Origin of the sequence: Paraburkholderia sp. BCC1885, from assembly GCF_900996235.1 — a bacterium.
GTDB lineage: Bacteria > Pseudomonadota > Gammaproteobacteria > Burkholderiales > Burkholderiaceae > Paraburkholderia.
Genome location: NZ_CAAJGM010000230.1, coordinates 26,842 through 50,889, shown reverse-complemented (window position 1 = coordinate 50,889; position 24,048 = coordinate 26,842). Strand labels below are relative to the sequence as shown.

Sequence of the window (24,048 nt, the reverse complement as noted above, 5' to 3'; positions counted from 1 at the left end):
CCCTCGAAAGCGCGCGGAGCGGGTGCCCCGCGCTTGTCTGCCTTGATTTACTGCGTGTGCCGTTACTTGAGGTAGTGCTTGGCGACCATCGCGCCAACGGTGTATTTTGGATCGACAAAATTACCAAGGCGAACCTTGCCCACCTGGCTGAGCATCATGTACGCGTCCCATTTATCGAAGCCATATTCCGCAGCCATCCACAGCACCAGCTCGCGATAGGCGATGCGCGTCGCGTCCTCCAGCGGCCGCGCGCTGCCGATGCTCATCAGCGCATCCTCATTCTCGAGTCGCGGCCACGCGATTTGCCAGTTCTTGATCAGATCCACCCGTACCGTGGTCGTGCTCTGATACTCGACGGCCGTGCCGCACACTTCGCCGTCGCCCTGACAGGCGTGCGCATCGCCGATAAAAAGCCGTCCGCCGGGCGAGCGCACCGGCAGATACGTGATGCTGCCCGGCCCCATATCGGGCACGTCCATGTTGCCGCCGTGATTGTCGGGCGTAAGCGAATTGATGGAATCGATCTCGGGCGAAAGACTCAGCGTGCCGATATGCGGCTTGTACGGAAGCGTGTTGCGTTTGCTCCAGTACACATTCTCTTCGTCGATCTTGATCTTGCGGACGATTTCCGGCAAAGGCTCGTTGAGCAGCGCGGTGTAGTCGGTGCCGGTCAGGCCGCCGAAGTTCGGAATCATGCAGCAGAAGCCGTGCGGATCGTCGCCGCGCGGCGCCATTTTTTCGATGTATACCGCAACCACATCACCCTTCTCCGCGCCCTCGATCATGATGGGCCCGTTCTGCGGATTCAGAAATGGCACTTGCAACACCTGCGACGGCTTGTCGGTCTCTTCCTTGATCTTGCCTTCGAAGGCGTCGCGCGTTTCGACCACGACGCGATCCCCTGGCTTGACATGCAGCACCGGCTGCGAATACGGCCCGATGGTGTAGTGATAGGTCTGCTGCAACTCCTCGGTCAGATGATGCTCCACAGGCTCACGATGTGCGCCGACACCGCGCTTCATCATGATCGACTCCTCAAGCCATTTCATGTTCTGCTCTCCGTTACAGTGCCATATACTGGCGAATCAGTTGTTCGTCGTTAAGCTGCGCGGGGCTCAATGTCTCCACAATGCGGCCCTTGTCCATCACGCAGCAGCGCGTGGCGATGCGCTCAACCATGCCCATATCCTGCTCGACCAGCACGACGCCGATACCCGTCTCGCTCGCAATCTGCTGTAGCGTCTCGCCAATCAGATCGACGATGGAGGGCTGAATGCCTTCCGATGGTTCATCCAGCAGCAGCACTTTCGGCGAGCTGATGAGTGCGCGCGCGATCGCCAATTGCTGTTGCTCGCCGCCGCTCATGGTTCCCGCTTTCTGCGCGTAGCGCTGCTTCAGAACCGGAAAGTAGCCCACCACTTTCTCTCGCATGCGCGCCGCCTGCGCGCGATTCGCCTGCGCGCCGACCTGAAGGTTCTCGGCGACGGTCAACGCACCAAAAATCTCTCGGCCTTGTGGCACATAGCCCATGCCTTGCTGGGCGCGAACGTAGGGTTTGCGGTGGCCGATCGCAGCGCCGTCGAGCGTGATTTCACCGGCGTCGAGTGTGATGAGGCCAATCAGCGCGCGCATCAACGTGGTCTTGCCCACGCCGTTGCGGCCAATCAACGCAAGCACCTCGCCTTGGCCCACGCTGAACGACACGCCATTGAGCACGCGGCCGCCGCCGTAGCCCGCCTCCACGCCTGACACATCGAGCAGCGCGCTCATTTCCGCTTCCCCAGATAGACTTCGGCGACGTCGTCGCGCGCGAGAATCTCGTCGAGCGGACCGTCGGCGAGTACACGCCCGCCATGCAGCACCGTCACGCGCGAGGCGATCTGCTTGACGAAGGTCATGTCGTGCTCGACGACCATCATCGTGAGACCGGCTGCCGATAGACGCTTGATGAGTTCGCCGGTCGCATGCGTCTCCTCGACCGACATGCCCGCGACGGGCTCATCGAGAAACAGCAGCTTCGGACGCAAGGACACCGCCATGGCAATTTCGAGCCACTGTTTCTTGCCGTGCGACAGATTGCGCGCGAGCACGTGTTCCTCGTTTTCCAGCATGAAGCGCTGCAACAGCTCGGCGAGACTTTCGGGCCGGTCGTCCCTGGCGCGATGCAGCGACAATTGCAGATGCTGGCGCACGCTCAGATCCGGAAACACACCAGGAATCTGGAACTTGATGCTCATGCCCATGCGGATGCGCTCGTGCGGCAGCACATGACTCATGTCTTCGCCGAGAAACATCACGTTGCCTTCCGACGGCCGATGCTCGCCGGTAATGAGCTTGAAGAAGGTGCTTTTTCCGGCGCCGTTCGGCCCGATCACGCAACGAATCTCGCCTGCGTCGATCCTGAAGTCGATTCCGTTGATGACATGCGCGCCGCCGAAGTGCTTCTTGAGCCCGCGTGTTTCCAGTAGCGTGGTCATGACTTGCCTTCCTCCCGCTTGAGGCGTGCGCTCCGATGGCTCGCGCCCTCGCGCGCGCGGCCCGAGACGCGCCGCAGATGCCGCGTGACGAACGGCAGCAGCCCTTCCGGCGCGGCCAGCACGACGATCAGCAGAATTGCGCCGAGCAGAATCAACGCATACTGGCTGCCGTACACCGCGAGATTCTGCGAAAGCCAGACGAGCAGCGCCGTGCCGAGAATGGCGCCGCCGAGGCTCTTCCTGCCTGACGTCGCGACCCAGATGACGGGCATCGCGGCGGCCGTGAGCCCCATCGTCGATGGTGTGATGTAGGAGCCCCAGATCGTGTAGAGCGCGCCCGACAAACCGCCCAGCGTGCAGCCGAGCACGAACACGAGCCATTGATGACGGCGGATATCGACGCCCAGCATCTCCGCACGCTGCGGATTCTCGCGAATGGCGATCAGCGTGAGGCCGAAGGTGCCGTCGAGCAGCTTGCGCATCGCGGCATAGACCACGATCAGCAGGATCAGCACGAGATAATAGAAGCTGGCGTTTTCGAGCGTAAGCGGCCCGCCTGGCCACGGGATCGTCAGTTGCGGCATGCCACCCATGCCGTTATAACCGTTCAGCCGCGCCTCGCCGATGGCCCACTGCGGGCCTGCAGTCTGCGACATGAAAGTTTCGAGCACGAGCGTCACCGACAGCGTGACGATACCGATGAACACGCCCTTGATACGACCATAAAAAATCATGTAGCCGATCAGCGCCGCGACGATGACGCTCACCACCAGCCCCGCACCCAGACCCAGCCACGATTCGAACCACGTATCGCCGTAGTTCAGCGTGAAAATGCCGTAGCTATAGCCCGACAGTCCGAAGAAGGCAGTCTGCCCGAATGACAGGATGCCGCCGTAGCCCCACATCGCGGCGAGCCCGACGGCGCTGAAGGCCCATAGCAGGCAGTATGCGAGATTGCCACTGGTGTTCGCATCGACCACGAGCGGCAGGCAGAGCGCCACGAGCCACGGCACATAAGGCAGCGCGCGCGCGGTGACGCGCGTCGAAGGCAGCTTCGTTTGCTTCACGTCTGCCTCCTAGCGCAAGCGGGTGAAGAGGTTGCCGAGACCCTGCGGCATCAGCCGGATCACGACGATGACCGTGACCAGCAGTCCGATCTGACCAAACAGTTGACCGTAGGACGCCGTGAGCGCGGTCTGGATGACGGCGAGCACCGCGGCGGCCGGCGTCGTGCCGGCGATCACATTGGCGCCGCCCACGACCACCGACACGAAGGCCTGCACGATGAAGTTGCTGCCCATGGTCGGCACCAGGGTCATGGTGGGCGCGTAGAGCGCGCCGGTGAGGCCCGCGAGACCCGCGCCGAGCGCGAAGGTCAATGTATAAAGCCGGTCGGTGCGCAGGCCGAGGCATTGCGCCATATTGGGGTTCAGGATCGTCGCCCGCGCGCAAACGCCGTAATTGGTCTTGAAGAACAGCAGATAGAGGGCGAACAGGATCGCCAGCGCGATGCCGGGCAGCACGGCGCGATAGGTCGAAAACGAATACTCGCCAAGCGAGAATGACCCGAACGGCGTGCTGATGCCTTCGAGCGAAGGGCCGGCGACGAGCAGCATGGTCTGCTGCACGATGAGGCTGATGGCCCATGTCGCGACGACGGAATCGAACAGACGGTCATACAGGTGACGGATCACGAGCCGCTCGATCACCACGCCCGCCAGCGCGGCCGCAATGGCGCCGAGCAGCATCGCGAGAGGCAACGGCACGCCGCGTTTGGCCGCGATGATCGTGACGTATGCGCCGCACATGATGAACTCGCCATGCGCGAGATTGATGACGCCCATCATGCCGAAGATCACCGCGAGGCCGAGCGCCGCGAGCACCAGATAAGCGAAGCTGTCGCCGAACTGATAGATGAGCGAATAGAGAACCGATAAGGTGGCCATGCATGCTCCACGTTCAGGAACGGGCGCGCGGCGGCCATGCGTCTGTCGCCGCGCGCCCGTTCAAATCACGACTTCTTGGGGAGATTCGACGGCGTGTACTGACGATGATCCGGTTTGTTCGGCAGATCGCAGCCGACCTTGCCGAGCCAATACGGCTGCACGTCGGCCCATACCTTCGGAATCTCGACGGAGTGGTCCTCCTTCACGTGCACGAGGAAGATGGTGTGGCTCGCGTGATGGCTCTTTGGGTCGATACAGACCTTGCCCTGCTCGCCTTCCGTGCAGATGGTGCCGCTTTCGAGCGCCTTGCGCACCGCGTCCTGATTCGTCGAACCGGCTTTTTCGACGGCGGCCTTGTACAGATAGATGGCGTCGTAGGCGTTGGCCGCTTCCTGGTTGATGTACGGCTCGTTGGGGAACTTCGCGTGAAAACGCTTCTTGAAGTCGTTGCTCGCCGGGGTATCGACTTCTTCGACGTAGTTCGCCGTCACGTACATGTCCTTGAGTGCCGGCGGTTTGAAGCGCTTGTGCTCATACGCCTGACCGACGTTCACGGAACTCGCCATTGGCAGATTCAGATGCGCGGAAGCCTGCTGCTCGTAATACGACGACTGGTTCGCACCGACCAGCAGCGTGACCACGAAATCGGGTTTCGCCTTCTGGATGTTCTGGATCGTCTGGCCAAACTGCGAGACCGAGAGCGGAATGAATTCCTCGCCGACCATCGTGCCGCCGTTTTCCTTGACGATGTTGCGTACCCACTCGGCGGAAATCTGCCCGAAGTTGTAGTCGGCTGCGATGGTGTACACCTTCTTGCCGTACTTCTGCATCATCCAGGGAATGAGCGTCGAGAATTGCTGCTCGGGCACCGCGCCGGTCACAAAGGTGTTGGTATCGCACACACCGCCCTCGTACTGGTTGTCGTACCAGTACAGCTGATGCGCGCGGTCCATGATCGGACGGATCGCCTCGCGCGAGGCGCTGGAGAACGCGCCGAAGATGACGTCCGGCTTGTCGGTCTGGACGAGACGTCGTGCGAGTTCCTGAAACTTGGTGTTGTCCGACTGGGTGTCGTAGGCAATCAACTGCACGGGGCGGCCGAGAATGCCGCCCTTCGCGTTGATCTCCTCGACCGCAAGCTGCGTGGCGTGGATCTTCGGAATGGTCGCCAGTGCGAAATTACCCGAGGCGTCTTCCAGCAAGCCGATTTTCACGGGATCGGCGGCACTCGATGCGAGCGAAGTCAGTGCAAGTCCTGCGGTAAGGGCGAGAAGCATCCAGCCCGACGGCTTCAGCAACATGCGGATTCTCCAGAAGTGAGCGCTAGACAGGGAAAAATGCAGACAAAAAAAAGCCCTCTGGCGAACTCATGTTCGTCAGAGGGCTTCTGTGCCGGGTCCCGGGGCGGACGTCTTTGTCAGGCCGCGAGGTGTGGGGAAAGTCTAAAGCGCCGTATTTTCAGTTGTCAACATGGTCAAAAATCGACGCAGAGGCGGTGTGGTGAACGACAAGGTGCAGATGGGTTTGGACAACTGACGAGCGTCTTCACGCTTTTTTGTTGACGGATGGTCGTGGCTGGCCCATCGACTCAGGCTGGTTTCTTTACACTCGCCATCATGGAAGGCGAGCGGTATGCAGCGTTGGTGTTGGTAACGACATATGTAAAGTATGGGTTAGCCAAGCTCGATGCGCGCAGGGTTTGCAGACGCGACGCTGAAGATTGCAATGGGTTCGATTGTCCATTGTCATCGATCAGGTGCTTGTGTCGAACGCCCCAAAGCGGTCAACGCAGGCATGAAGCGAGGCCCGCGCCGGCGTGCTGCGCAGCCCACTACCGGAATCCACATTTGAAAAATAAATCGGACCACTTGTCGAATACGGTAGTCGCCGTTCGTCGACCTGATGAATGCTGAACTCGCTCAGCGAAACAAGGGAAACCGTATGAAATTTCTTCTGACGTCAGGCGGGATTACCAACGCCAGTATTCACGCGGCCTTGGTCGAACTGTTGGGGAAACCCATCGCCGAGTGCAACGCGCTCTTCATTCCTACTGCCATGTATGCCTATCCGCGCCATGCTGCCGTGGCTTGGCAGGCGTTCGCTGGAAAAGCGCGAAGCCCTTTGTGCGAACTGGGCTGGAGATCGCTGGGCGTTCTGGAACTCACCACGCTGCCGGGCCTTGCTAAAGAAGATTGGATTCCTTTGGTGGAAGAGGCAGACGTCCTGTTGGTGTGGGGCGGCGACCCTATCTATCTGGCCGACTGGATGCGTCGCTCCGGCCTCACCAAACTGTTACCTTCACTGCGAAAGAACTCGTTTACGTGGGCGTGAGCGCCGGCAGCATGGCGGTGTCTTCGACATTTGCAGAAAACTACACCCATCCGCCCAGTGGTCATCGCGATGCCCTGACGTCCGAGAACTTCTCGTTCGCCACTGCGGAGAGCGAAGTCGCAAGCCTCCTGATTACGGCGCGCGGAGCGGGATGGGTCGACTTTGCATTGATCCCGCATTTCGACAACCCGGATCATCCGGATGCGTCCTTGCAGAATGCTGAAAAATGGGCCGCCAAAATACCGGCGCCGGTTTATGCCATTGATGACCAGAGTGCCGTCGTGGTGGACCGGGGTACCGTCCGGGTTGCTTCCGAAGGGCAGTGGAAATTGTTTTTGCCGGCAATGTAGAGGGGCGCGTGCGGGGTGGTGAGCTGGATGGTGGTGGGTCGGTGTGATGTTGTGCGCGACACGTAACGGGTATCAATGAAGCAGCACGCGTAAAACTAGCGGCGGACTTTTGACGGGCTCAAATTCGGTGGCGTGGAACAGATGTTTGCTATAGTTAGCGCACGGAAAATCCTTAACTAATCGGCGTTTTTTACGGATATGAGCATTTTCAATTTTGATGATCCATCAGAAATCAAGGCTGCCAGAGAAGACATCGTCGACACCGTTAGACGAAAAGGATTTTCGACGATCCGTGGAATGTTTGTCAGGGAAGAAATCCGTGAAGCAATGGCTGCCGTTTATGACTATGTGAATAGCGCTTCGCATAAACCTTCAGCCGGTGTCTCGCCAGAGGAGATTCGCGTCAACATGACGAAATGGTCGATTGGTGGCCACAGCCAGTCTCAGGCCGGCTTGCCTCGATTTATGCTAACGCTCTATAACCCAATGTGGCAAGACGACACTTGGCGGCTCAGAAATATCTTTCGACGCGTGATTGCTATTCGCGATGCTTTGGCCGGGCGCGACATACAATCGGATGAATCACTCGCGCCTGATCGCTACAACGGCTGTCGCGTGCAGATTTATCCGTCCGGTGGCGGCTTTATGGGCGCGCACGTTGACTCGCGAGCAATATCTAATCTTCCAGACGGATCACGCGCGGCTTACATCCAAATGGTGCTCCTTTTGACCGAGCGTGGCACGGATTATCACCACGGCGGCGCCTTCGCCACAGTCGACGGTAAGATTGTTGATTCCGAGGCGGATGCACTATCCGGTGACGTGCTCGTATATGACGGAAACACGAACCACGGCGTTGCAGACATCGATCCGACTGTAACTTTCAACGCAAACAATCTGCGCGGACGCGCTGTAGCACTGGCGACAATCTATACGCAATAGCGGCTCGGCTCCATCAAGGGAATTTCAACCTCGCATCTGGTGTATTCCGGCAGCCGGATACCGAGAGAGCGAATGAAAAGCAGGCGCAAGGACGCCTGAGGCGGGGCGCGTCGTGGATATTCCAACTTCCTGCAGTTGCTGGACGTGCGGCAATCCGCGGCGCTTCTTTAAAACTGAGCGGCTTTCGATGGAGCAAGGCTGGTTTCAGGGCATGGGCGATGACGCCATCGGCGGGTATTCGATACGGAAATTGCCGGTGATGTATTCATTCTGCACGTCGATGACGATCAACGCGGCGTGGCGCCTGCTTTGACATGGTGCTACCTCTGGAAAAAAGGCCGTCGGCAAGCAACGGCCAATGATAGACGCGAGTTAAATTGCTCGAGAGCGATGGAGATCGCGGCCCGGCTCAGATGTTTGACAGGTCAGGATAAAGACCGCGCACCGGACTCACCGCTTCCAGCAGCGAGGCGAGATACAGGAGCGTCGACTCCGCCATCCACGGTGCTACCAGTTGCACGCCAACCGGCAGCCCTTCGCGGCTCGTGCCGAAGCGCAGCGTCATGCCCGGAAGCCCGGTCACATTCAGAGGCGCGGTTGCAGTCATCACGTGCAACGACGATACCGTCTGGCCGTTGATGTTGAATTCCGCGGCGTCGTGCGCGTGTGCCGGCACCGGCGTCACCGGGCAGAGCAACGCGTCGTAGCGCTGGAAGTACTCCGCGAAGCCGTCGCGCAGTTGTTCGGCCTGCTGCTCAGCGTCGACGAAATCGGCGATTGAAGTATCCGGCGTGTCATAGACGCTCTGGACGTGCTTGAAGATCTTGTCTTCGTGTCCGGCCGTCACCTTCCGGAAGGCGGGCTTGGTTTCCATGACCTGAAGTTTCCACAGCAGCTCCAACGCGTTGATCTGCTCGAGCACGGGAATACGCACCGGCTCCACGGTGACGCCCAGCCCCTTCAGCGCTTCGGCCGAGGCTTGCACGGTCGCTGCGACATCGGTATCTACGGGCGCGAAAGCATCGATGAGCAAGCCCACCCGAAGCGGCCGGCCCGGTGTGGATCCCACGCCGGCATCGAGCTTGAGCGGCGCCGTCGAAAAGCCGTCCGCGCCGTCAGGTCCTGCCAGCAGCGAATAGGCAAGCGCGATATCGCGAACGCTGCGCGCAATCGGACCGATATGCCAGAAACGACGGGGCACGCGCGGCCAGATACCCGTCATGGGAATGCGCCCGTGCGTGGCTTTGAGACCGACGACGCCCGTCAGGGCTGCCGGGCCGCGCACGGAAATGGCGACGTCGGTTGCGAGACCCAGCGGCGACATCAGCGCTGCGACCGCCGCAGATTCGCCACCGCTCGATCCGCCCGGCGTGCGATCCAGATTCCACGGGTTTCTCGTGCGTCCCGAAAGCAGGTTATCGGTTTCAATCCAGAACGAGAATTCGGGGTGGTTGGTTTTTGCGAGCAGGATGCCGCCCGCCTTCTTCATGCGAATCACGCTGGTTGCATCGGTGTCGGGCACGCGGCCCTTGAAGATGGGCGAAGCACGTTGCGTCAGCACGCCGGCAGTGTCAATGGAATCCTTCGCCGTGAAGGGAACGCCATGCAGCGGCCCCAGTTCTTCACCGGCCATCACCGCGGCCTCTGCGGCTCTCGCGGCGTCAAGCGCGCCGTCGGCGACCGTGACGATGGCATTGATCCTGGAATCGACTGCATCGATGCGGTCGAGATGCGCCTGCATGACCTCTACCGGCGAAACTTCCTTGTTGCGGATCAGTTCAGCCAGCCTTGTTGCGTCCTGGGAAATAAGTTCGATGCTCATACGAAGCCTTTTAAAAGGTTGGGAAATTAGCTGACAAATTCAGGCGCGAATCCTACCTAACGTTTGTTAGTCGAAGCGTAGGCGTTATACTTCGTCCTGTCAACATCCTTTGAGCCGCCCGGATGCACGATCCGGGGCGGCTGATCTTCATCGAGGGGAAATTCGTGGTGAACGAGGCCGGTATCAGTTCCAGCGACAAAATTCTGGCAGTCGCGACAAAGATCGCGCAGGCGCACGGCTACGGCGGATTGAACCTTCGTACCCTGGCGCAAGAGGTGGGTATCAAGGCCGCGAGCCTCTACCACCATTTCCCGAGCAAGGCCGACCTGGCCGCCGCCGTCGCAAAGCGTTACTGGGAAGACGCTGCAGCGTCGCTGGAGGCGCTGTCGGCAGAAACGCCTGATGCCGCTGATCGCCTGCGCGAATTCCCGGGGACGTTTCGTGCGGCGCTGGAGAACGACAACCGTATGTGCATGGCCAGCTTCATGACGGCGGAGTATGACGACCTGCCCGAGATCGTGAAGAAGGAGGTCCAGACCTTTACCGACGTCAACGTCGCGTGGCTTGGCAAGACGCTTGTGGAGGCGAAAATCGTCGGCCCCAGGGACGCCAGGAAGCGGGCTCGCGCCATATTCGCTGCGGTCGCGGGCGCGCAACTGATGGCGCGAGGCCGTGCCGATATCAAGCTCTACGACGCCTTGATCGACAGCTATCGGGCCGCCGGACTTTTACCGGCGTAGGAATGAAAAAGAGCGTGGTCCGGCAGTAACCCGACGCAGTTGAAGCGTCGTGCAACGGCGCAGAAAACGTACGCATCTTTGTGTGCTCGTCAGCCGCCCAAAAGTGTCCTGGTTTCGCGACGACGAACTTGTGGGCCTCCGACGCCCAGGCCCGACTGTCACGCAGCATCAATGGCTGACAAGAGGTTCGAGGCGACAGCGTCATCGAAACGGCAAGCTGGAATCTACGAAATAATGCGGCGCGCATGGATACAGGAATAGCTCGGCATGTTCCGTCAACTCACGATCTACCTTCCGTCATTAAGCAATAGCGCATGGTTCTTTTATTGAGAGTGATGCACTCAGTTAAAAACTTAAAGTTTGTGCAAACAGCGCCGATAAATAGCTTGCCCGTTTTTAATTTGCTGTGAGGCTGACCTCCATTCAAAGACACTGGCAAATAGCGTCCGCGCTCTCAATCCACAAATAAAAGGCCATGAATAACAAAACGCTTTCAACTTCTGCACTTGCGGGTTTTGTCGTTGCAACAACGCTACTCACGGGCTGTACTTCGCTTCCGAAAACAGATCTCGCCAGCGACAATCGTGAAAAGCTCCATTCGATCGCCATGCTGGATGTCGCCGAACCGCGCGGAGAGAACGTGGCCAACTTCGGTGGTGCTGCCGGTGCATTCGGATTGATTGGTGGATTGGTGCAAGGCGGAGTCAACTCCAGTCATACGAGTACGTACACGCAGCATGTGGCGAGCGAAAAGATCGCCTTCGCTCCCGTTGTCAACGATGGCCTGACCACGCGACTATCCAGTGATGGCTATGAAATCGTTGTGTTGCACGACCAGCACGCCAAGCTCTCGAGCGACGGCAAGTCCGACGACTTTTCCGATGTCAAGACCACCGCCGACGCCATCCTGAGCGTGTGGATCACTTCGTTAGGTTACGCATCCCCGCCGGCATCGAGTGATTTCATTCCGTGGGTCGTTATCCGCGCTCGCCTGCTCGACTCGAAGTCCAAGCAAGACATGTACTTCAAGACATTCGCCTGCGGTTGGGACATCAAGGGCAACTCTGTTCATGTCGTAGCGGATGCCAAATATCACTATGGTAGTTTCGGCACCTTGATCGAACAATTCGATCAGTCAGTCGCAGGCCTTAAGGATTGTGAGCAGGCAGTCGTCGCCGCAATTGGGCAGGATCTGACGAAGCAGCAGTAAGGGTGGTGATGGGTGTAGCCATTCCCGGGATTCCGGAGCGCAGCTATATCGGCATGGCGACGCGTGATCGTCGAGGCCAGACATACGAAGCAGCGGCGCGTGTCCGTGCGCAATCTGCCGGCCCGGTTATGTTTGGGCGGCCATTTGAAAGTTTACTTCTGGCCGCCCGTTATCTCATGCAATCGACATGCGCAGTGTGAACCGTGCGATAGGTGGCGTCGGAAGTAGCCGACCCTAAGCGGTCAACTGATCCGCTCTATAGCGGACGTCACGGCCGCTCATAAATTGCCCCTCCTAACGTCCTCGTCTTAGCGACCGGCGGCGCGTCATGCGAAACACCAAGCAGCCGAGACGGATCAAAGCGACGCCAGCTATCAGCGCGGATTCGGTCAACGTCCGGGTGTGACTGAACACGAAGTGCTGCGGGTCGGTAGCGCGGTATATCCGGGTCGCCTTCCCCCACTGCGATACCCCCGTTGCCGCCTCGTTAATCGTAAGCGCGCAATTTCGCACACCTGGCTTGCGTTGTTGAGAAGGCTCACGATTGCGTCCGCAACCTCACTTTGCGGACGCAATCCATGACAGAAGATGACCTCAGCTTTTTGCCCCTACGCGTGACGCGTGTTGGTGTCGGCGGTAATCCGATGTACCCAATGCTGGACATCACACAGGATATTCAGTCGGAGATACGGCACTCCCGGTGCATGACCGATGTCGCGCAACACAAGCTATGTGCGCGGTAGACGCAGCATCGCCACTAGCCCTCCGCAGTCGCGCAGCGCGAGATCGAGCCGGCCGCCGTGCTGCCTAGCGATGCGCTCGGCGATCGCGAGGCCGAGGCCAGTGCCGCCCGGCTTGTCCTGCTGCTCGACGCGCCAGAACGGCTGCTTCAGCAGTGACAGTTGCGCCTCGGGCACGCCTGGCCCCGTGTCCTCGACGGCAAGCGCGACGTGGTCGGGCTCAATCCACGTGCGGATCGCGAGGCCCGTACGACCGTGGATTGCTGCGTTGTGCATCAGATTCATCAGCAGCCGCTGCATGCCGACCGGCCGGAACGCGACCGGCGGCAGCGGCGCGAGCGCCAGTTCGAACATGTAGCCCAAGCCCGTGTAATCGGCCGCGAGCTGACCGGCCAGCGCGTTGAGATCGCCGGGCACGGCTGGCTCGTTATCCCAGCCGCGCGCGAAGTCGATGAACTGCTCGACGATCGCATCAATCTCCGCGACGAAGCGCTCCGCGCTCGCGGACGGAGCGTCGAACGCCTCCGGCGCGGCAATCGCCATGCGCAGCTTCGTGAGCGGCGTGCGGATATCGTGCGAAATGCCGGCTAGCATTTCGGTGCGGGTCGCGTCCAGCTCGGCGAGCGACGCGACCATCCGGTTGAACGTGTCGGCGACGGTCGCGAGTTCGAGTGGCCCATCGACCGGCACGGGCTCCGGCCACGCTCCACGCTCGACCGTCGCGGCCGCGCGCGCGAGCCGTTGCAACCAGCCCGCGGTATGCCGCTGGATCAGCCACGCGCCGAGCGCCGGAAACGCTGCGAGCGTCAGCAGCCAGATCACAGCGCTCCATGGCATCGGACTACCGATCCCGGATGTCACGGGCGGCAGCGTCACCCACGCGAACTCGTCGCCGATCCGCAGCCGCACCCAGACGCGATTGCCTTCGTCGCGTTCCCAGCGCACCTGCGTGCCAGGCGGCAGCCGTTGCATAAGCGAGCGCATGAAGCGATACGCGACATAGCTGTACGTATGCAGACGCGCTTCGCTCGACGGCTCGCTCCGCCCGGGACCGTTGATCGCGGCCAGCTCCGCGCGCCGCGCGTCCGGCGGCAGTGCGCCCAGCAATTGCGCGGCCAGCCGCGTTTGCGACGCGACGAGCGCGGCCGCTTCGTCGACGCGCGGGTTCTGCACAAAGACGAAAAAAATCGCGAACGCCGACAGTTCGCTCGCGAACACGACGAACACCAGCAGCAGCAAATTGCGCCCGAGCAGCGAGCGTGGCCACGGGATCGTCATACGTCGAACTCCGCGATCAGCATGTAGCCGACACCCCAGACGGTGCGGATGTAGCGCGGCGACGCCGCGTCGGCCTCGACGATCTGGCGGATGCGCAACACCTGCACGTCGACGCTGCGCTCGGTCGCATCGTGGTGCGGGCCGCGCGCGCGCTCGATCAGGTTCATGCGACTCACCGGGCGGTTAGGCGTCTGCGCGAGCGCGCACAGCAGCCGCATTTCGGCGCCGCCGATGTCGACGCGTGTATTGCCGTCGCGGTGCATAGTCTGCTGCCCGACGTCGAGCGTAAAGCAGCCGAAGCGCAGCACGCCGGTTTCGCGCTCGTACACCGCACCCTCGATGGTATTGCGCTGGTGCAGCAGGATCTGCCGGCGCCGCAGCATTGCGCGCACGCGCGCCAGCAGCTCGCTCGGCAGGAATGGCTTCGCGAGGTAATCGTCGGCGCCGAGTTCGAGGCCGACCACGCGGTCGATCGGATCGCCTCGCGCGGTCAGCATCAGGATCGGCAACGTCTCCCCCTGCCCGCGCAGCCGCTTGCAGATCGACAGGCCGTCCTCGCCGGGCATCATCACGTCGAGAATCAGCAGGTCGAACGGATGGCGTTCGATGAACGTCGCGAGCTGCATGCCGTTCTTGGCCGTCCGCACGTCGAAGCCGTGCGAGACCAGATAGCGCTCGAGCATGTTGCGGATTTCCGCTTCGTCGTCGAGCACGAGGATGCGCCCGGACTGCGACGCGGTGACATTAGACGTGGCGATCGCGAACCTCCCTGGCGTGTTATGCGCGGCGCCGCCGCGCTTACTGCTGACCCTGCTGCCGACGCTGCGCGGCATAACGTTCGATATCGTCGAGCGTCACATAGCCCTTGTGGTCCGCGTCGATCTGCGCAAAGTGGGCGGCGACGCGCGGCATGCCAGCCTGCGCCTCGGCGAGCGTCAGCTTGCCGTCGTGGTCGATGTCGGCTGCGGCGAAGCGCGCCTGCAGCTTGTCGGCCATCGCGTCCTGTGCATATACGGACGATACTGCAAGTGCCGCAACCAACATCAAGCAGAAACGTTTCATCGGATTCTCCGTTTTCAAAAAGCGCCCGGCAGTCTAACGGGGTCGCCCGCCGCGCGGGTTTCACCGTGTAATACATGATGTCAAGTTATGTCACGCGCTCAGTACGCGTAGTAGTAATAGACCGGGCTCGTGTAGACGACGGCCGGCGCGGCCACGGCCGGGCGCGGCGGAATTGCGATCGTGTTGCCCTTCGCAACGATGCACTGCGCGTACGCGTTGTCGTACTGGCGCTGCAGCGCGGCCTGCGTCTGCCCATGTTGGTTCGCACCGGCAGCCGCGCCGAGCAGCAATCCGACGCCAGCGCCGATCGCAGCGCCCGCACCCGCGTTGCCGGTTCCGGCGCCGATCAATGCGCCGGCGGCAGCGCCGCCGGCCGTGCCGACTACCGGCGCCGCCGCGCCGGACTGTGCAGGCGACCGATTCGCAACCAGCGGATTCACGATCTGCGCCGCGTAGGTACGGCAGCCGGTGTCGTCCTGCTCGAAGTCCTGGAGCGTCTTGCCTTGCGCCGGCAGGGCCTCGACGGTCGGATAACTCGGCGGGACGACCGCGCAGCCAGCCAGCGCGCACAGCGCGCCTGCAGCGATGAAAAGGGCAGCGCAGCGGCGTGCCAGAGATGGGTTCGTCATGATGTGCTCTCGTTCAGTAGTGACGGGAATGCGTTCAGAAGCGGTACGCGACGCCACCGTCGAGCCCCTCCGCGAAAAAGCTGAGACCCGGCTGCACCTGGCTCGGTACCGACAGCGAGGGCAGCGGCGGGACGCGATAGCCGCTCGCGCCGGGGTAGCTCTGCAGCGCGGTCACGTCGAGGCTGAAACTGCCGCTGGACGACGACAGCGCGCGCGGCGCTTGCGCCGGCAAACGTAAAAACGGCAAACGCCGTGGACACCGCGATGCGACAACGGCCAGCGCGGAATGGCACGACGGATTTCGAACGGTGATCGGACATGAACAGGAATCGGAATGAAAAACGATGGACGGCGAACGACGACGCCCGCTGGAGCGACAGGCAACGCGCAGGACTCAGGACCAGTGCCCCGGCACCAGAACGTTGCCAACCCAGTGCGCGCGCACCCAGACATGCGGACGCACGACGACCACCGGCGGCGGCGCACGGACCACGACGACGGGCGCGGGCCCGGCAACGGCAATCGGCACAGCAGGTGCAACGGCAACCGGCGCAGGCGCGACCGCCACGACAACAGGTGGTGCGATCACGGCCGCAGGCGGCGGCGCGACGGTCACGGCGACCGCGGGCGCTGGCGCGGGCGCGGGCGCAACGACGTTGACCCGCGCACCGCCGGCGACGACCACGCCGCCGGTCGCGACCGTGCCGCCATGCAGGCCGGTTGTGCTGCCCGACGTCGCGACGACGCCCGGCGCCACGCGCACCGCGCTACCCGTATGAGTGACCGTATCGCCGCCGGGACCGGTGACGCTCGCCGAGCGGTTGCACACGCCGCCTGCGCAGTTCGTCGACGCCGCGTGCGAGTAAGTCCCGTTCGCCGTATCGACCGTGCCCGACGACGTGTACTGCCCGGTTCCGGTCCGCGTCACGCTGCCCGACGTCGTGACCGTGTGCCCATTCGGACCGGTCACGCTGCCGTTGTGCGTGCAGGTCGCGCCGGCGCAGGTTGTCGTTCCGCTGTGCGCGTACTGCGCGCCGTTCGGACCGGTCGCGGTACCGCTGTCCGTGAACTGCCCGGTGCCAGTGCGCGTGACGGTGCCGCGATTCGTCACGACGCCGCCGCGCGGCCCGACGAACCCGCCCGCGTGCGTGCAACTGCCGCCACTGCAGGATGCGAAGCGCGCGCCGCTGTACGGGCCGCGCGCGGTGTACGCGGTGCCGTAATCGACGAGGTGTGCGCCGGCGGGATTGCTCGCCATCGCCAGCGCGAGCAGCGCCGGCGCGGCGGCCACAACGATGTTTCTCATGAATTTCGACCCTCCTACCAGGTGACGTAAAGCATCGACGCCGCAACTGTAGAGAGGTCCGCACCCAATAGCTGTTAGCAATTCATGTCAAGCAATGTCGGGCGGCCAGCATCCCAAAACGCGAAATGGAATGACATATTTTGCAGACAGATTTTCATCGACGGCATCCGTACGCTTCGGGTCAGGCTTTCGATAACCCACCCGTTACAAGGACGTGCGATGAAACTGCGTTTCCTGATTGTTGCCGCCACCACACTGCCGCTTGCGCTGCTCGCGCAGGCTTCGTATGCCGGCGTGGCCGTCGGCGTGACCATTCCGGTCTCGCCGGCAGTGCCGGTGTATGCACCGCCCCCCGCGGCGGTCGTCGTCGCCGCGCCGGCGGTCGTGGTGCCGCCGCCGCCGGTGATCGTCGCGCCGCTGCCGGTCGCGCTGCCGCCGGTTTATGTCGCGCCCGCGTATCCGGCGGTGACGGTCCGCGCCGGGTATTGGGGGCGCGGAGTCGTCGTCGTGCGCTGACCGTTTCATTGGTCGCCTGCGAGCGGTGTCGAGGCGGGGCGCTCCAGCCGCTTCCCCTCTTTTTCAGGCTTCGCTTGGGACCGCGGTTTGCACGGCGCATACCGCCGCGTCGAGCTTCGCGATCTCCTTTGCGCGGCCCGCGAGCCACCAGTCCGTCTGCCGCGGCCACGACGCGAACGGATCGGCCGGATCGTTCGCGCCGAGTTCCGCTTGCGCGTGCAGCGCCCAGTTCGGATCGGCGAGCGCCTCGCGGCCGATCGCGACGAGGTCCGCATGCCCGTCTTCCACAATCGCCTGCGCCTGATGCGCGTCGACGATCAGCCCGACCGCCATGCTCGCGACACCCGCCTCCTTGCGCACGCGCGATGCGTACGGCACCTGATAACCGTATCCGACCGGATACTCGTAGCCGTTACCGGTGCCGCCCGACGAGCAGTCGACGACGTCGACGCCGAGCGCCTTCAAACGCTTCGCGAACGCGACCGTATCGTCCGGCGTCGTGCCCGCGCGCAGACCGTCCACTGTCGATACGCGCACGAACAGCGGCTTGTCCTGCGGCCATGCTTCGCGCAGCGCCTGCGCGATTTCGAGCGGCAGCCGCATCCGCCCTTCGAGATCGCCGCCGTACTGGTCAGTGCGCCGGTTCGTCAGCGGCGACAGGAAACTGTTCAGCAGATAACCGTGCGCACAGTGCAGTTCGATCACGTCGAAGCCGGCCGCATGCGCGCGCCGCGCGGCGGCAACGAACGCCGCTTTCGTGGCAGCAATCTGCGCGAGCGACAACGCTTCGGGCGTCAGCCAGCCGTCGCCGACCGGCTGCGCGGACGCCGCGTACACGGTCCAAGGCAGATCGCCGCGCGCGAAATCGGCCGCGCCGAGCGGGCCGTTGCCGAACCACGGACGCTGCATGCTGGCCTTCGGCCCCGCATGCGCGAGCTGGATGCCGGCCGCCGCACCGGCGGCCTTCAGCGTGTCGACGATGCGCGCGAGCGCCGGAATCTGTGCGTCGGACCACAGTCCGAGGTCACCGTGCGTGATACGCCCTTCGGGCACGACGCCGGTGGCCTCGACGATCACGAGGCCGAAGCCGCCGAGCGCAAAGCGCCCGAGATGCACGAGGTGATAGTCGTTCGCGACGCCGTCGACGGCCGAGTACTGGCACATCGGGGAAATCGCGAGACGGTTGCGCAGCGTGACGCCGCGCAGCGAGATCGGTTCGAACAAAGTCATGATGGATGCCTTCTGGAATGAACAGCGACGAAGCGGCGGCACGGCCGCCGCTGCTCGCTCAGTTGTAGGTCACGCGATCGAATAACCGCCGTCCGCGACGAGCGCGTGGCCCGACACATAGCTCGAATCGTCCGACGCCAAGAACGCGACGATCGTCGCCATCTCGTCGGCAGAGCCCCAGCGGCCCGCCGGCGTGCCGGCCGCGAACGCCTCCTGCACGTCGACCGACGGCCAGATGCCGCGATGGTGAAACGGCGTTTCGATGAGCCCCGGGCACAGCGCGTTCACGCGCACGCCCTTGCGGAACCATTCGATCGACGCGGTCTTCGTCATGCCGACCACCGCGTGCTTGCTGGCGATGTACACCGAAGCGTTCTCGAAGCCGATCAGCCCGCCCATCGATGCGTTGTTGATGATGCTGCCCGAGCCCTGGCGCAGCATCACTTCGGCCTCGTATTTCATCGAGTTCAGCACGCCGCGCACGTTCGGCTCGAACACCATGTCGAAGCGTTCGGCGGTTTGCTCGACGAGCGGCGCGAACACGCCTTCGGTGCCTGCGTTGTTGAACGCGATGTCGAGGCGGCCGTACGTGGCCACCGTGAAGTCGACAAGCTGGTGGATGTCGTTTTCCTTCGCGACGTCGGCGACAAACGCGCGTGCTTCGCCGCCAGCGTCCGCGATTTCTTCGACGAGCTGGTCGAGTTCCGGCTGACGCCGCGCCGCGACGACCACCTTCGCGCCGCGCCGCGCAAGTTCCGCCGCCGACGCGCGGCCGATACCGGAGCTGGCGCCGGTCACCAGCGCAATGCGGCCGGCGAGCGGGCGTTGGGTTGTGTTTGTGTTCATGATTCATTCCTCTAAGTAGGTTCGTGTGTCGGCATGACTGCCGGGTTTCGTCGGCCGCGATGCGTTTTTCCGTATTCCGCGCCTCACGCCTGCTGCGAAGTATGGGTACTTCGTCGATGCAGATAAATGGAACAGTTCGGCATTTAAAATTCCTTAAACAGGAACCTTAAAACCGCGCGGAACTCCCATATCAATGCCATGCTTGACTGCGGCCCCGGCCGCTGACGACAATGTCATCGCGGAACGCTCGCGTCGTCACCATTCTTGTTTGCGGAATAGTCATGCTCAACCGGCTCGAAATCCTGAAGATCTTCTCGGCGGCCGCCACCTGTCCCACGTTCCGCGAAGCCGCGAAGCGGCTCGGCGTGTCGCCGCAGGTCGTTACGCGCGCGGTGCGCGAACTGGAACAGACGCTCGGCGAAACGCTGTTTCACCGCAATACGCGGCGCGTGCAGATCACGACGTTCGGGCAGTCGTTCGCGGTCAGCGCGCAGGCGGCACTGGCGGCCGTCGACGGGCTGTTCGGTCCCGCGAACGCACGCACCGACGAAGCGGTCGGTGTCGTGCGGATCACTGCGCCGTCCGGGCTCGGGCGGCGTTACGTGCAGCCGGTGCTGCTCGACCTGATGACACGGCACCCGGGTCTCGTGCCCGACTTGCGGCTGTCGGATGCGCCGTCAGCGGTCGTCGACGACCAGATCGACGTCGGCATCCGCGCGGGTTCGATCGGCGACAACCGGTTCGTCGCGCGCGTAGTCGGGCCGTTGCCGATGTGGGTAGTCGGCGCGCCCGCACTGATCGACGCGGTCGGCGAGCCGAAGAATCTGAAGGAACTGGAAGCGCGGCCGGTCACGAGCCTGATCGATCAGACGAGCGGACGCCCGTGGCCGTGGATCTTTCGCGGTGAGCGGCATTTCCAGCCGCCGTCGCCAGCCTTCGTGACCGACGATACCGAAGCTGAAATCGACGCCGCCTGCGCGGGCGTCGGTTTCAGCCAGTGCGCGGAATATCTGATCCGCCCTTATGTCGAGGGCCGCCAACTGGTGCGCGTATTGCCGAAGCTCGAACCGGAACCATGGAAACTGCACGTGTACAGGCCGCAGCGCGGGCCGGTGCCGAAACGGGTTCGCGTCGTGTTCGACGAACTCGTGACACAGCTGGCGGCAGCGACGTCGCGCGCGTAAGCGTGGCTGTACGCGCCGAGACGGGCCGCATTGCAACGCGGCCCGCCTGCATCAGAGGTTCAGCATCGACATCTCTTTCTCGCCGTACCGCGCGCCTTCGACGCCGTGTTCGGCAAGCGCGGCGTCGATCGCGGCGAGCTCCGGCTGAGTCAGCGTCACACCGGCCGCGCCGAGATTTTCTTCGAGGCGCGAACGCTTGCGCGTACCTGGAATCGCGACAATCCACGGCTTCTGCGCGAGCACCCACGCAAGCGCAAGCTGGCCGACGGTGATGCCCTTGCCCACGGCGATCGCGCTCAGGCTTTCGACGAGCGCGAGGTTTTTCCTCACCGCGTCAGGCTGGAAACGCGGATGCCGGTTGCGCAGATCGTTGTCGGCGAGCGCGCTTATATCGCGGAACGCGCCGGCCAGAAAACCGCGGCCGAGCGGGCTATACGCGACGAAACCGATACCGAGCTCTTCGAGCGCCGCGAACAGTTCAGCTTCGGGGTCGCGCGTCCACAGCGAGTATTCGGACTGCACGGCCGCGACCGGATGCACGGCGTGCGCGTTGCGGATCGTCGCGACACCCGCTTCGGACAGCCCGAAATACTTGACCTTGCCGGCCTTGACGAGGTCGCCGACTGCGCCGGCGACGTCTTCGATCGGCACGTTCGGATCGACACGATGCTGATAAAACAGGTCGATATGGTCGGTGCGCAGCCGCTTCAACGCGGCGTCCGCGACCGCCTTGATGTGCTCGGGCCGGCTGTTCACGCCGACCGGCATCGGACCGCCGTCCGGGTCGAGCGCGAAGCCAAACTTCGTCGCGATGACGACACGGTCGCGCAACGGCTGTAACGCGTCGCCGACCAGCTCCTCGTTGACTTTCGGCCCGTAGACCTCGGCAGTGTCGAAAAACGTGACTCCGAGGTCCACCGCGTCGCGAATCAGCCTGATCATGTCCTGCCGGTCGCCGGCTATGCCATAAGCCCAGCTCATGCCCATGCAGCCGAGCCCCAGCGACGACACCGTTAGCCCACTCTTGCCCAGCGTACGCGTCTGCATCATTTCCTCTCCTTCAGTTCGGGTCGCAACTTCGACAAAGTGCTGCGATTATGAGCGCGCGACGCATGCGAATAAATGGCAACGGTCGTCCATTCTCAATTCCCGAATCCGGAATGGTGTTTTACAGGCCGCCGACCCTCTTCTGCTGCACGTTACCGAAATGCTTTGCGAGGTGCAGGCCGATCACGAGCCCGCCTAGCGCGAGCGCGAGACATTCGAAGTTCGCGCCGAGTGTCACCGGATGCCGTGCGAGCCGTACGAGCGCGATCAGCAGATTGAACGCACCCCACAGAAAATTGACCAGCGGCGACGAATCGCCGACGCCGCGCGGCTTCGCAAACGGCGTCGGAAACGGCCGCCCCTGCAGACCGGCGCTCAGATGCGGAATGCAGTTGCACAGAAAAGCGCCGGCGAGAAAGAGAGTGATGTAGTGCATGGATTAATCGACGAATCGAAGGTTACGGGTTGAAGGAATAAACAGGCAATCAGCGCAGCGTCACCGGCAAGCTACGGAGTCCCCGGAACGCGACGCTCGATGTGCGCTCGGCGCGGTCCACAGCAACTTCGACGCCCGGAAAGCGGGCCGCCAGTTCGGCAAACACGATCTGCGCCTCGAAGCGGGCCAGCATTGCTCCAATGCAGGAGTGCACGCCGTGCCCGAACGACAGCACGCGCGGACTGAAGCGCTGGACGTTCAGCGTGTCCGGTGCAACGAAATGGCGCTCGTCGCGATTCGCTGCACCGAGCAGCACGCGCACGCGCTCACCTTTGCGAATCGTCTGACCGCCAAGTTCGACGTCGTCCGTGGCTTCGCGGCCGGTCACCTGAACCGGCGGTTCGAAGCGCAGCACTTCGTTGACGAGCGATGGCGCCAGGTCCGGATCGCTGACGAACAGATTCCACTGCTCGCGCTCGCCCGCCAGCGCGAGCAATCCGTTGCCGAGCAGATGCGTGGTCGTGCCGTGCCCGGCGGCCAGCAGCAAGATCAGGTTCGAGATCAGCTCTTGCTCGCTTAGCCGGTCACCGGCCTCTTCGGCGGCGACCAGATCGCTCAGCATGTCGTCTTCCGGCATCGCGCGGCGCAGCGCGATCAGACGCGCGAAATACTGCTCGAAGGCCACGATGCCCTGCTGCGCATGCGCAAGCTCGCCGGCCAGCATTGGCCGGCCGCTGAGCAAGCTACCGAACGCGGCGGACCATGCGCGCAGTTGTACGCGATCTTCCACCGGCACGCCGAGCATCATGGCTATCACCATGACCGGCAGCGGAACTGCAAAGTCCTTAATGAAATTGACCGGCCGGCCGCAACACGTGGTCAGCAGTTCGTGCGTCAGCGCTTCTATCTGCGGCCGGAACGCTTCGATGCGGCGCGGCGTGAACGACTTCGCAAACAGCTTGCGCAACCGCGTGTGATCGGGCGGATCGAGAAACAGCATCTGCCGCGACAGCGTCTGCATGACCAGTTGCGCGGACGCATCCTGCTCGTTACACGCGGTCAGACGTTCCGCCGAAAAGCGTGCGTCGTCGAGCACCGCAACGACGTCGTCGTACCGCGTCACGAGCCAGCCGTGGCCGCGCGGGTCTTCGTGCACCGGGTCCTCGTCGCGCAAGCGTCGGTACCAGGGATACGGATTGGCACGCAGCTCGGGCCGCATCAGGTCGTGCAGAGAAAACTTACGGATCGCAGAATCGGACATGATAGCTCCGTGATGGCCGGTTCCTGGGCGAGTCACCGCCTCCGGCCTATACAGAATATCAATTTACCTAATTGAATTAGTTTTAGTCAACAAGAATCTGCGCTGAAACACGGTGACATACATTGACAAGAGATCGAACGGAAAAGCGTCGCTATAGTCTGCGCGAGCAGTCAATCTGCGCTGCATCGATCGAGGAAATGATGACGTATCGTCTTTGGGTATTACTCGTCGCGCTTGCGATGTCGGCGTCTTCGGCCGCAACGTGGTTCGTCTCCGGCAAGGTTCGGGCCGCGGCGAAGGCCCCGCCGCAAATACCGGCCGTCGCAGCGGCTGCCTCCGCGTCGCTGGCGCCTGTGGTGGCCACGTCGCTATCGCCGCCGGCTGTCCCCGTGCATGCCGGTTTCACCTGCGGTCCTACGCCCGCCATTGCGAAGGCCCACCGTCCGCGCACACAGCACGCAGCGACTGTGGTTGCGACGAAAACAGCGATCGTTGCCGCGCCTGCAGTGATCGCGGCGGGTCCAGCCGCCGTCGTCGTGCCCGCTCCGATCGCCGCGGCGCCGGTCTACGGCGTCGTGCCTCACGCGTCGGTGGTCGTCACGTATCACTCGGCGTATTACGGCTATCACGGCGGTTACCCCGGCGGCTATTACCCCGGCTACGCCGGCTATTGGCACAGCGGCCACTGGAGATAA

Annotated in this window: 26 protein-coding genes; 8 read left to right on the top strand and 18 right to left on the bottom strand. The window is 62.7% G+C overall.

Annotated elements, in window-relative coordinates; genetic code table 11:
• Window positions 1–62 precede the first annotated feature (62 nt).
• The 6 genes from FQ755_RS28060 to FQ755_RS28035 all read right to left on the bottom strand — a co-directional run bounded on the left by FQ755_RS28060 (window position 63) and on the right by FQ755_RS28035 (window position 5,724).
• Entirely contained in the window at window positions 63–1,049 is a 987-nt protein-coding gene (locus FQ755_RS28060; RefSeq protein WP_144158484.1) for an acetamidase/formamidase family protein, read from the bottom strand.
• A 13-nt stretch (window positions 1,050–1,062) separates the two neighbouring features.
• Window positions 1,063–1,770: an ABC transporter ATP-binding protein gene (locus FQ755_RS28055; protein WP_144158481.1), complete on the bottom strand. Its 708-nt coding sequence runs from the start codon at window positions 1,768–1,770 to the stop codon at window positions 1,063–1,065.
• Entirely contained in the window at window positions 1,767–2,477 is a 711-nt protein-coding gene (locus tag FQ755_RS28050) for an ABC transporter ATP-binding protein (RefSeq protein ID WP_144158478.1), read from the bottom strand. The genes FQ755_RS28055 and FQ755_RS28050 overlap by 4 nt, the downstream gene beginning before the upstream one ends.
• On the bottom strand, window positions 2,474–3,544 hold the full coding sequence (locus FQ755_RS28045) for an ABC transporter permease subunit (RefSeq protein ID WP_144158475.1): 1,071 nt from the start codon (window positions 3,542–3,544) through the stop codon (window positions 2,474–2,476). Before FQ755_RS28045 ends, FQ755_RS28050 begins: the two co-directional genes overlap by 4 nt.
• A 9-nt stretch (window positions 3,545–3,553) precedes the next feature.
• The gene (locus FQ755_RS28040; RefSeq protein ID WP_144158472.1) at window positions 3,554–4,423 is read right to left on the bottom strand and encodes an ABC transporter permease subunit; all 870 of its coding nucleotides are present in this window, start codon (window positions 4,421–4,423) and stop codon (window positions 3,554–3,556) included.
• 65 nt (window positions 4,424–4,488) lie between these two features.
• Window positions 4,489–5,724 (bottom strand): urea ABC transporter substrate-binding protein, encoded by a 1,236-nt coding sequence (locus FQ755_RS28035; protein ID WP_144158469.1) that lies wholly within the window; start codon window positions 5,722–5,724, stop codon window positions 4,489–4,491.
• A gap of 640 nt (window positions 5,725–6,364) precedes the next feature.
• Here FQ755_RS28035 and FQ755_RS37865 point away from each other — a divergent pair.
• From FQ755_RS37865 to FQ755_RS28025, 3 genes are all read left to right on the top strand, one after another.
• Complete coding sequence (locus FQ755_RS37865) at window positions 6,365–6,754, top strand: Type 1 glutamine amidotransferase-like domain-containing protein (RefSeq protein ID WP_222105791.1); 390 nt, start codon at window positions 6,365–6,367, stop codon at window positions 6,752–6,754.
• On the top strand, window positions 6,745–7,104 hold the full coding sequence (locus tag FQ755_RS37860) for a hypothetical protein (protein WP_222105790.1): 360 nt from the start codon (window positions 6,745–6,747) through the stop codon (window positions 7,102–7,104). The genes FQ755_RS37865 and FQ755_RS37860 overlap by 10 nt, the downstream gene beginning before the upstream one ends.
• A gap of 198 nt (window positions 7,105–7,302) precedes the next feature.
• Entirely contained in the window at window positions 7,303–8,046 is a 744-nt protein-coding gene (locus tag FQ755_RS28025; protein ID WP_144158466.1) for a hypothetical protein, read from the top strand.
• Window positions 8,047–8,455: 409 nt separating this feature from the next.
• On the opposite strand, the gene FQ755_RS28015 is transcribed toward FQ755_RS28025, so the two are convergent.
• Window positions 8,456–9,868, bottom strand: coding sequence for an amidase (locus FQ755_RS28015; RefSeq protein WP_144158463.1), 1,413 nt, complete (start codon window positions 9,866–9,868; stop codon window positions 8,456–8,458).
• Window positions 9,869–9,990: 122 nt separating this feature from the next.
• On the opposite strand from FQ755_RS28015, the gene FQ755_RS28010 reads away from it, so the two are divergent.
• Together FQ755_RS28010 and FQ755_RS28005 are read left to right on the top strand one after the other, a co-directional pair.
• Window positions 9,991–10,608 (top strand): TetR/AcrR family transcriptional regulator, encoded by a 618-nt coding sequence (locus FQ755_RS28010; RefSeq protein ID WP_144158460.1) that lies wholly within the window; start codon window positions 9,991–9,993, stop codon window positions 10,606–10,608.
• Window positions 10,609–11,083: 475 nt separating this feature from the next.
• Window positions 11,084–11,818, top strand: a complete 735-nt coding sequence (locus FQ755_RS28005; protein ID WP_260858894.1) for a hypothetical protein — start codon at window positions 11,084–11,086, stop codon at window positions 11,816–11,818.
• A gap of 728 nt (window positions 11,819–12,546) precedes the next feature.
• Here the strand turns inward: FQ755_RS28005 and FQ755_RS28000 are convergent.
• The 6 genes from FQ755_RS28000 to FQ755_RS27975 all read right to left on the bottom strand — a co-directional run bounded on the left by FQ755_RS28000 (window position 12,547) and on the right by FQ755_RS27975 (window position 16,833).
• Window positions 12,547–13,836, bottom strand: coding sequence for an ATP-binding protein (locus FQ755_RS28000; RefSeq protein ID WP_144158457.1), 1,290 nt, complete (start codon window positions 13,834–13,836; stop codon window positions 12,547–12,549).
• Window positions 13,833–14,669, bottom strand: coding sequence for a response regulator (locus tag FQ755_RS27995; RefSeq protein WP_144158454.1), 837 nt, complete (start codon window positions 14,667–14,669; stop codon window positions 13,833–13,835). The genes FQ755_RS28000 and FQ755_RS27995 overlap by 4 nt, the downstream gene beginning before the upstream one ends.
• A complete protein-coding gene (locus tag FQ755_RS27990; RefSeq protein ID WP_144158451.1) occupies window positions 14,635–14,898 on the bottom strand; it encodes an EF-hand domain-containing protein in 264 nt (87 codons plus the stop codon). The genes FQ755_RS27995 and FQ755_RS27990 overlap by 35 nt, the downstream gene beginning before the upstream one ends.
• A gap of 98 nt (window positions 14,899–14,996) precedes the next feature.
• Window positions 14,997–15,527: a glycine zipper domain-containing protein gene (locus FQ755_RS27985; RefSeq protein ID WP_144158448.1), complete on the bottom strand. Its 531-nt coding sequence runs from the start codon at window positions 15,525–15,527 to the stop codon at window positions 14,997–14,999.
• A 34-nt stretch (window positions 15,528–15,561) separates the two neighbouring features.
• Window positions 15,562–15,774, bottom strand: coding sequence for a hypothetical protein (locus tag FQ755_RS27980; protein WP_144158445.1), 213 nt, complete (start codon window positions 15,772–15,774; stop codon window positions 15,562–15,564).
• 147 nt (window positions 15,775–15,921) lie between these two features.
• Window positions 15,922–16,833, bottom strand: a complete 912-nt coding sequence (locus FQ755_RS27975; RefSeq protein ID WP_144158442.1) for a hypothetical protein — start codon at window positions 16,831–16,833, stop codon at window positions 15,922–15,924.
• 219 nt (window positions 16,834–17,052) lie between these two features.
• Between FQ755_RS27975 and FQ755_RS27970 the strand changes: the two genes are divergently transcribed.
• A complete protein-coding gene (locus FQ755_RS27970) occupies window positions 17,053–17,349 on the top strand; it encodes a hypothetical protein (protein WP_144158439.1) in 297 nt (98 codons plus the stop codon).
• Between the two features lie 63 nt (window positions 17,350–17,412).
• On the opposite strand, the gene FQ755_RS27965 is transcribed toward FQ755_RS27970, so the two are convergent.
• Window positions 17,413–18,579, bottom strand: a complete 1,167-nt coding sequence (locus FQ755_RS27965; RefSeq protein ID WP_144158436.1) for an NADH:flavin oxidoreductase/NADH oxidase — start codon at window positions 18,577–18,579, stop codon at window positions 17,413–17,415.
• A 69-nt stretch (window positions 18,580–18,648) separates the two neighbouring features.
• Entirely contained in the window at window positions 18,649–19,425 is a 777-nt protein-coding gene (locus tag FQ755_RS27960) for an SDR family NAD(P)-dependent oxidoreductase (RefSeq protein ID WP_144158434.1), read from the bottom strand.
• Between the two features lie 281 nt (window positions 19,426–19,706).
• On the opposite strand from FQ755_RS27960, the gene FQ755_RS27955 reads away from it, so the two are divergent.
• On the top strand, window positions 19,707–20,609 hold the full coding sequence (locus tag FQ755_RS27955; protein ID WP_144158431.1) for a LysR family transcriptional regulator: 903 nt from the start codon (window positions 19,707–19,709) through the stop codon (window positions 20,607–20,609).
• A 51-nt stretch (window positions 20,610–20,660) separates the two neighbouring features.
• On the opposite strand, the gene FQ755_RS27950 is transcribed toward FQ755_RS27955, so the two are convergent.
• The 3 genes from FQ755_RS27950 to FQ755_RS27940 form a co-directional block, all read right to left on the bottom strand.
• Entirely contained in the window at window positions 20,661–21,656 is a 996-nt protein-coding gene (locus tag FQ755_RS27950) for an aldo/keto reductase (protein WP_144159165.1), read from the bottom strand.
• Window positions 21,657–21,777: 121 nt separating this feature from the next.
• Window positions 21,778–22,092 carry a hypothetical protein gene (locus tag FQ755_RS27945; RefSeq protein WP_144158428.1) on the bottom strand — a complete coding sequence of 105 codons (315 nt, stop codon included), beginning with the start codon at window positions 22,090–22,092 and terminating at the stop codon, window positions 21,778–21,780.
• 49 nt (window positions 22,093–22,141) lie between these two features.
• On the bottom strand, window positions 22,142–23,353 hold the full coding sequence (locus FQ755_RS27940; RefSeq protein ID WP_144158424.1) for a cytochrome P450: 1,212 nt from the start codon (window positions 23,351–23,353) through the stop codon (window positions 22,142–22,144).
• A 197-nt stretch (window positions 23,354–23,550) separates the two neighbouring features.
• Here FQ755_RS27940 and FQ755_RS27935 point away from each other — a divergent pair, with 197 nt between their 5' ends.
• Window positions 23,551–24,048: a hypothetical protein gene (locus FQ755_RS27935; protein WP_144158421.1), complete on the top strand. Its 498-nt coding sequence runs from the start codon at window positions 23,551–23,553 to the stop codon at window positions 24,046–24,048.

Excerpts from the sequence above, each read along its gene's own strand:
- FQ755_RS27990 (WP_144158451.1), bottom strand. The coding sequence starts at position 14,898 with ATGAAACGTTTCTGCTTGATGTTGGTTGCGGCACTTGCAGTATCGTCC.
- FQ755_RS27985 (WP_144158448.1), bottom strand. The coding sequence starts at position 15,527 with ATGACGAACCCATCTCTGGCACGCCGCTGCGCTGCCCTTTTCATCGCT.
- FQ755_RS27950 (WP_144159165.1), bottom strand. The coding sequence starts at position 21,656 with ATGCAGACGCGTACGCTGGGCAAGAGTGGGCTAACGGTGTCGTCGCTG.
- FQ755_RS27955 (WP_144158431.1), top strand. The coding sequence starts at position 19,707 with ATGCTCAACCGGCTCGAAATCCTGAAGATCTTCTCGGCGGCCGCCACC.
- FQ755_RS28035 (WP_144158469.1), bottom strand. The coding sequence starts at position 5,724 with ATGTTGCTGAAGCCGTCGGGCTGGATGCTTCTCGCCCTTACCGCAGGA.
- FQ755_RS27975 (WP_144158442.1), bottom strand. The coding sequence starts at position 16,833 with ATGAGAAACATCGTTGTGGCCGCCGCGCCGGCGCTGCTCGCGCTGGCG.
- FQ755_RS28005 (WP_260858894.1), top strand. The coding sequence starts at position 11,084 with ATGAATAACAAAACGCTTTCAACTTCTGCACTTGCGGGTTTTGTCGTT.
- FQ755_RS27965 (WP_144158436.1), bottom strand. The coding sequence starts at position 18,579 with ATGACTTTGTTCGAACCGATCTCGCTGCGCGGCGTCACGCTGCGCAAC.
- FQ755_RS27960 (WP_144158434.1), bottom strand. The coding sequence starts at position 19,425 with ATGAACACAAACACAACCCAACGCCCGCTCGCCGGCCGCATTGCGCTG.
- FQ755_RS28050 (WP_144158478.1), bottom strand. The coding sequence starts at position 2,477 with ATGACCACGCTACTGGAAACACGCGGGCTCAAGAAGCACTTCGGCGGC.
- FQ755_RS28040 (WP_144158472.1), bottom strand. The coding sequence starts at position 4,423 with ATGGCCACCTTATCGGTTCTCTATTCGCTCATCTATCAGTTCGGCGAC.
- FQ755_RS27945 (WP_144158428.1), bottom strand. The coding sequence starts at position 22,092 with ATGCACTACATCACTCTCTTTCTCGCCGGCGCTTTTCTGTGCAACTGC.
- FQ755_RS27935 (WP_144158421.1), top strand. The coding sequence starts at position 23,551 with ATGATGACGTATCGTCTTTGGGTATTACTCGTCGCGCTTGCGATGTCG.
- FQ755_RS28055 (WP_144158481.1), bottom strand. The coding sequence starts at position 1,770 with ATGAGCGCGCTGCTCGATGTGTCAGGCGTGGAGGCGGGCTACGGCGGC.
- FQ755_RS28015 (WP_144158463.1), bottom strand. The coding sequence starts at position 9,868 with ATGAGCATCGAACTTATTTCCCAGGACGCAACAAGGCTGGCTGAACTG.
- FQ755_RS28000 (WP_144158457.1), bottom strand. The coding sequence starts at position 13,836 with ATGACGATCCCGTGGCCACGCTCGCTGCTCGGGCGCAATTTGCTGCTG.
- FQ755_RS27995 (WP_144158454.1), bottom strand. The coding sequence starts at position 14,669 with ATGCCGCGCAGCGTCGGCAGCAGGGTCAGCAGTAAGCGCGGCGGCGCC.
- FQ755_RS37865 (WP_222105791.1), top strand. The coding sequence starts at position 6,365 with ATGAAATTTCTTCTGACGTCAGGCGGGATTACCAACGCCAGTATTCAC.
- FQ755_RS28060 (WP_144158484.1), bottom strand. The coding sequence starts at position 1,049 with ATGAAATGGCTTGAGGAGTCGATCATGATGAAGCGCGGTGTCGGCGCA.
- FQ755_RS28010 (WP_144158460.1), top strand. The coding sequence starts at position 9,991 with ATGCACGATCCGGGGCGGCTGATCTTCATCGAGGGGAAATTCGTGGTG.
- FQ755_RS28025 (WP_144158466.1), top strand. The coding sequence starts at position 7,303 with ATGAGCATTTTCAATTTTGATGATCCATCAGAAATCAAGGCTGCCAGA.
- FQ755_RS27970 (WP_144158439.1), top strand. The coding sequence starts at position 17,053 with ATGAAACTGCGTTTCCTGATTGTTGCCGCCACCACACTGCCGCTTGCG.
- FQ755_RS27940 (WP_144158424.1), bottom strand. The coding sequence starts at position 23,353 with ATGTCCGATTCTGCGATCCGTAAGTTTTCTCTGCACGACCTGATGCGG.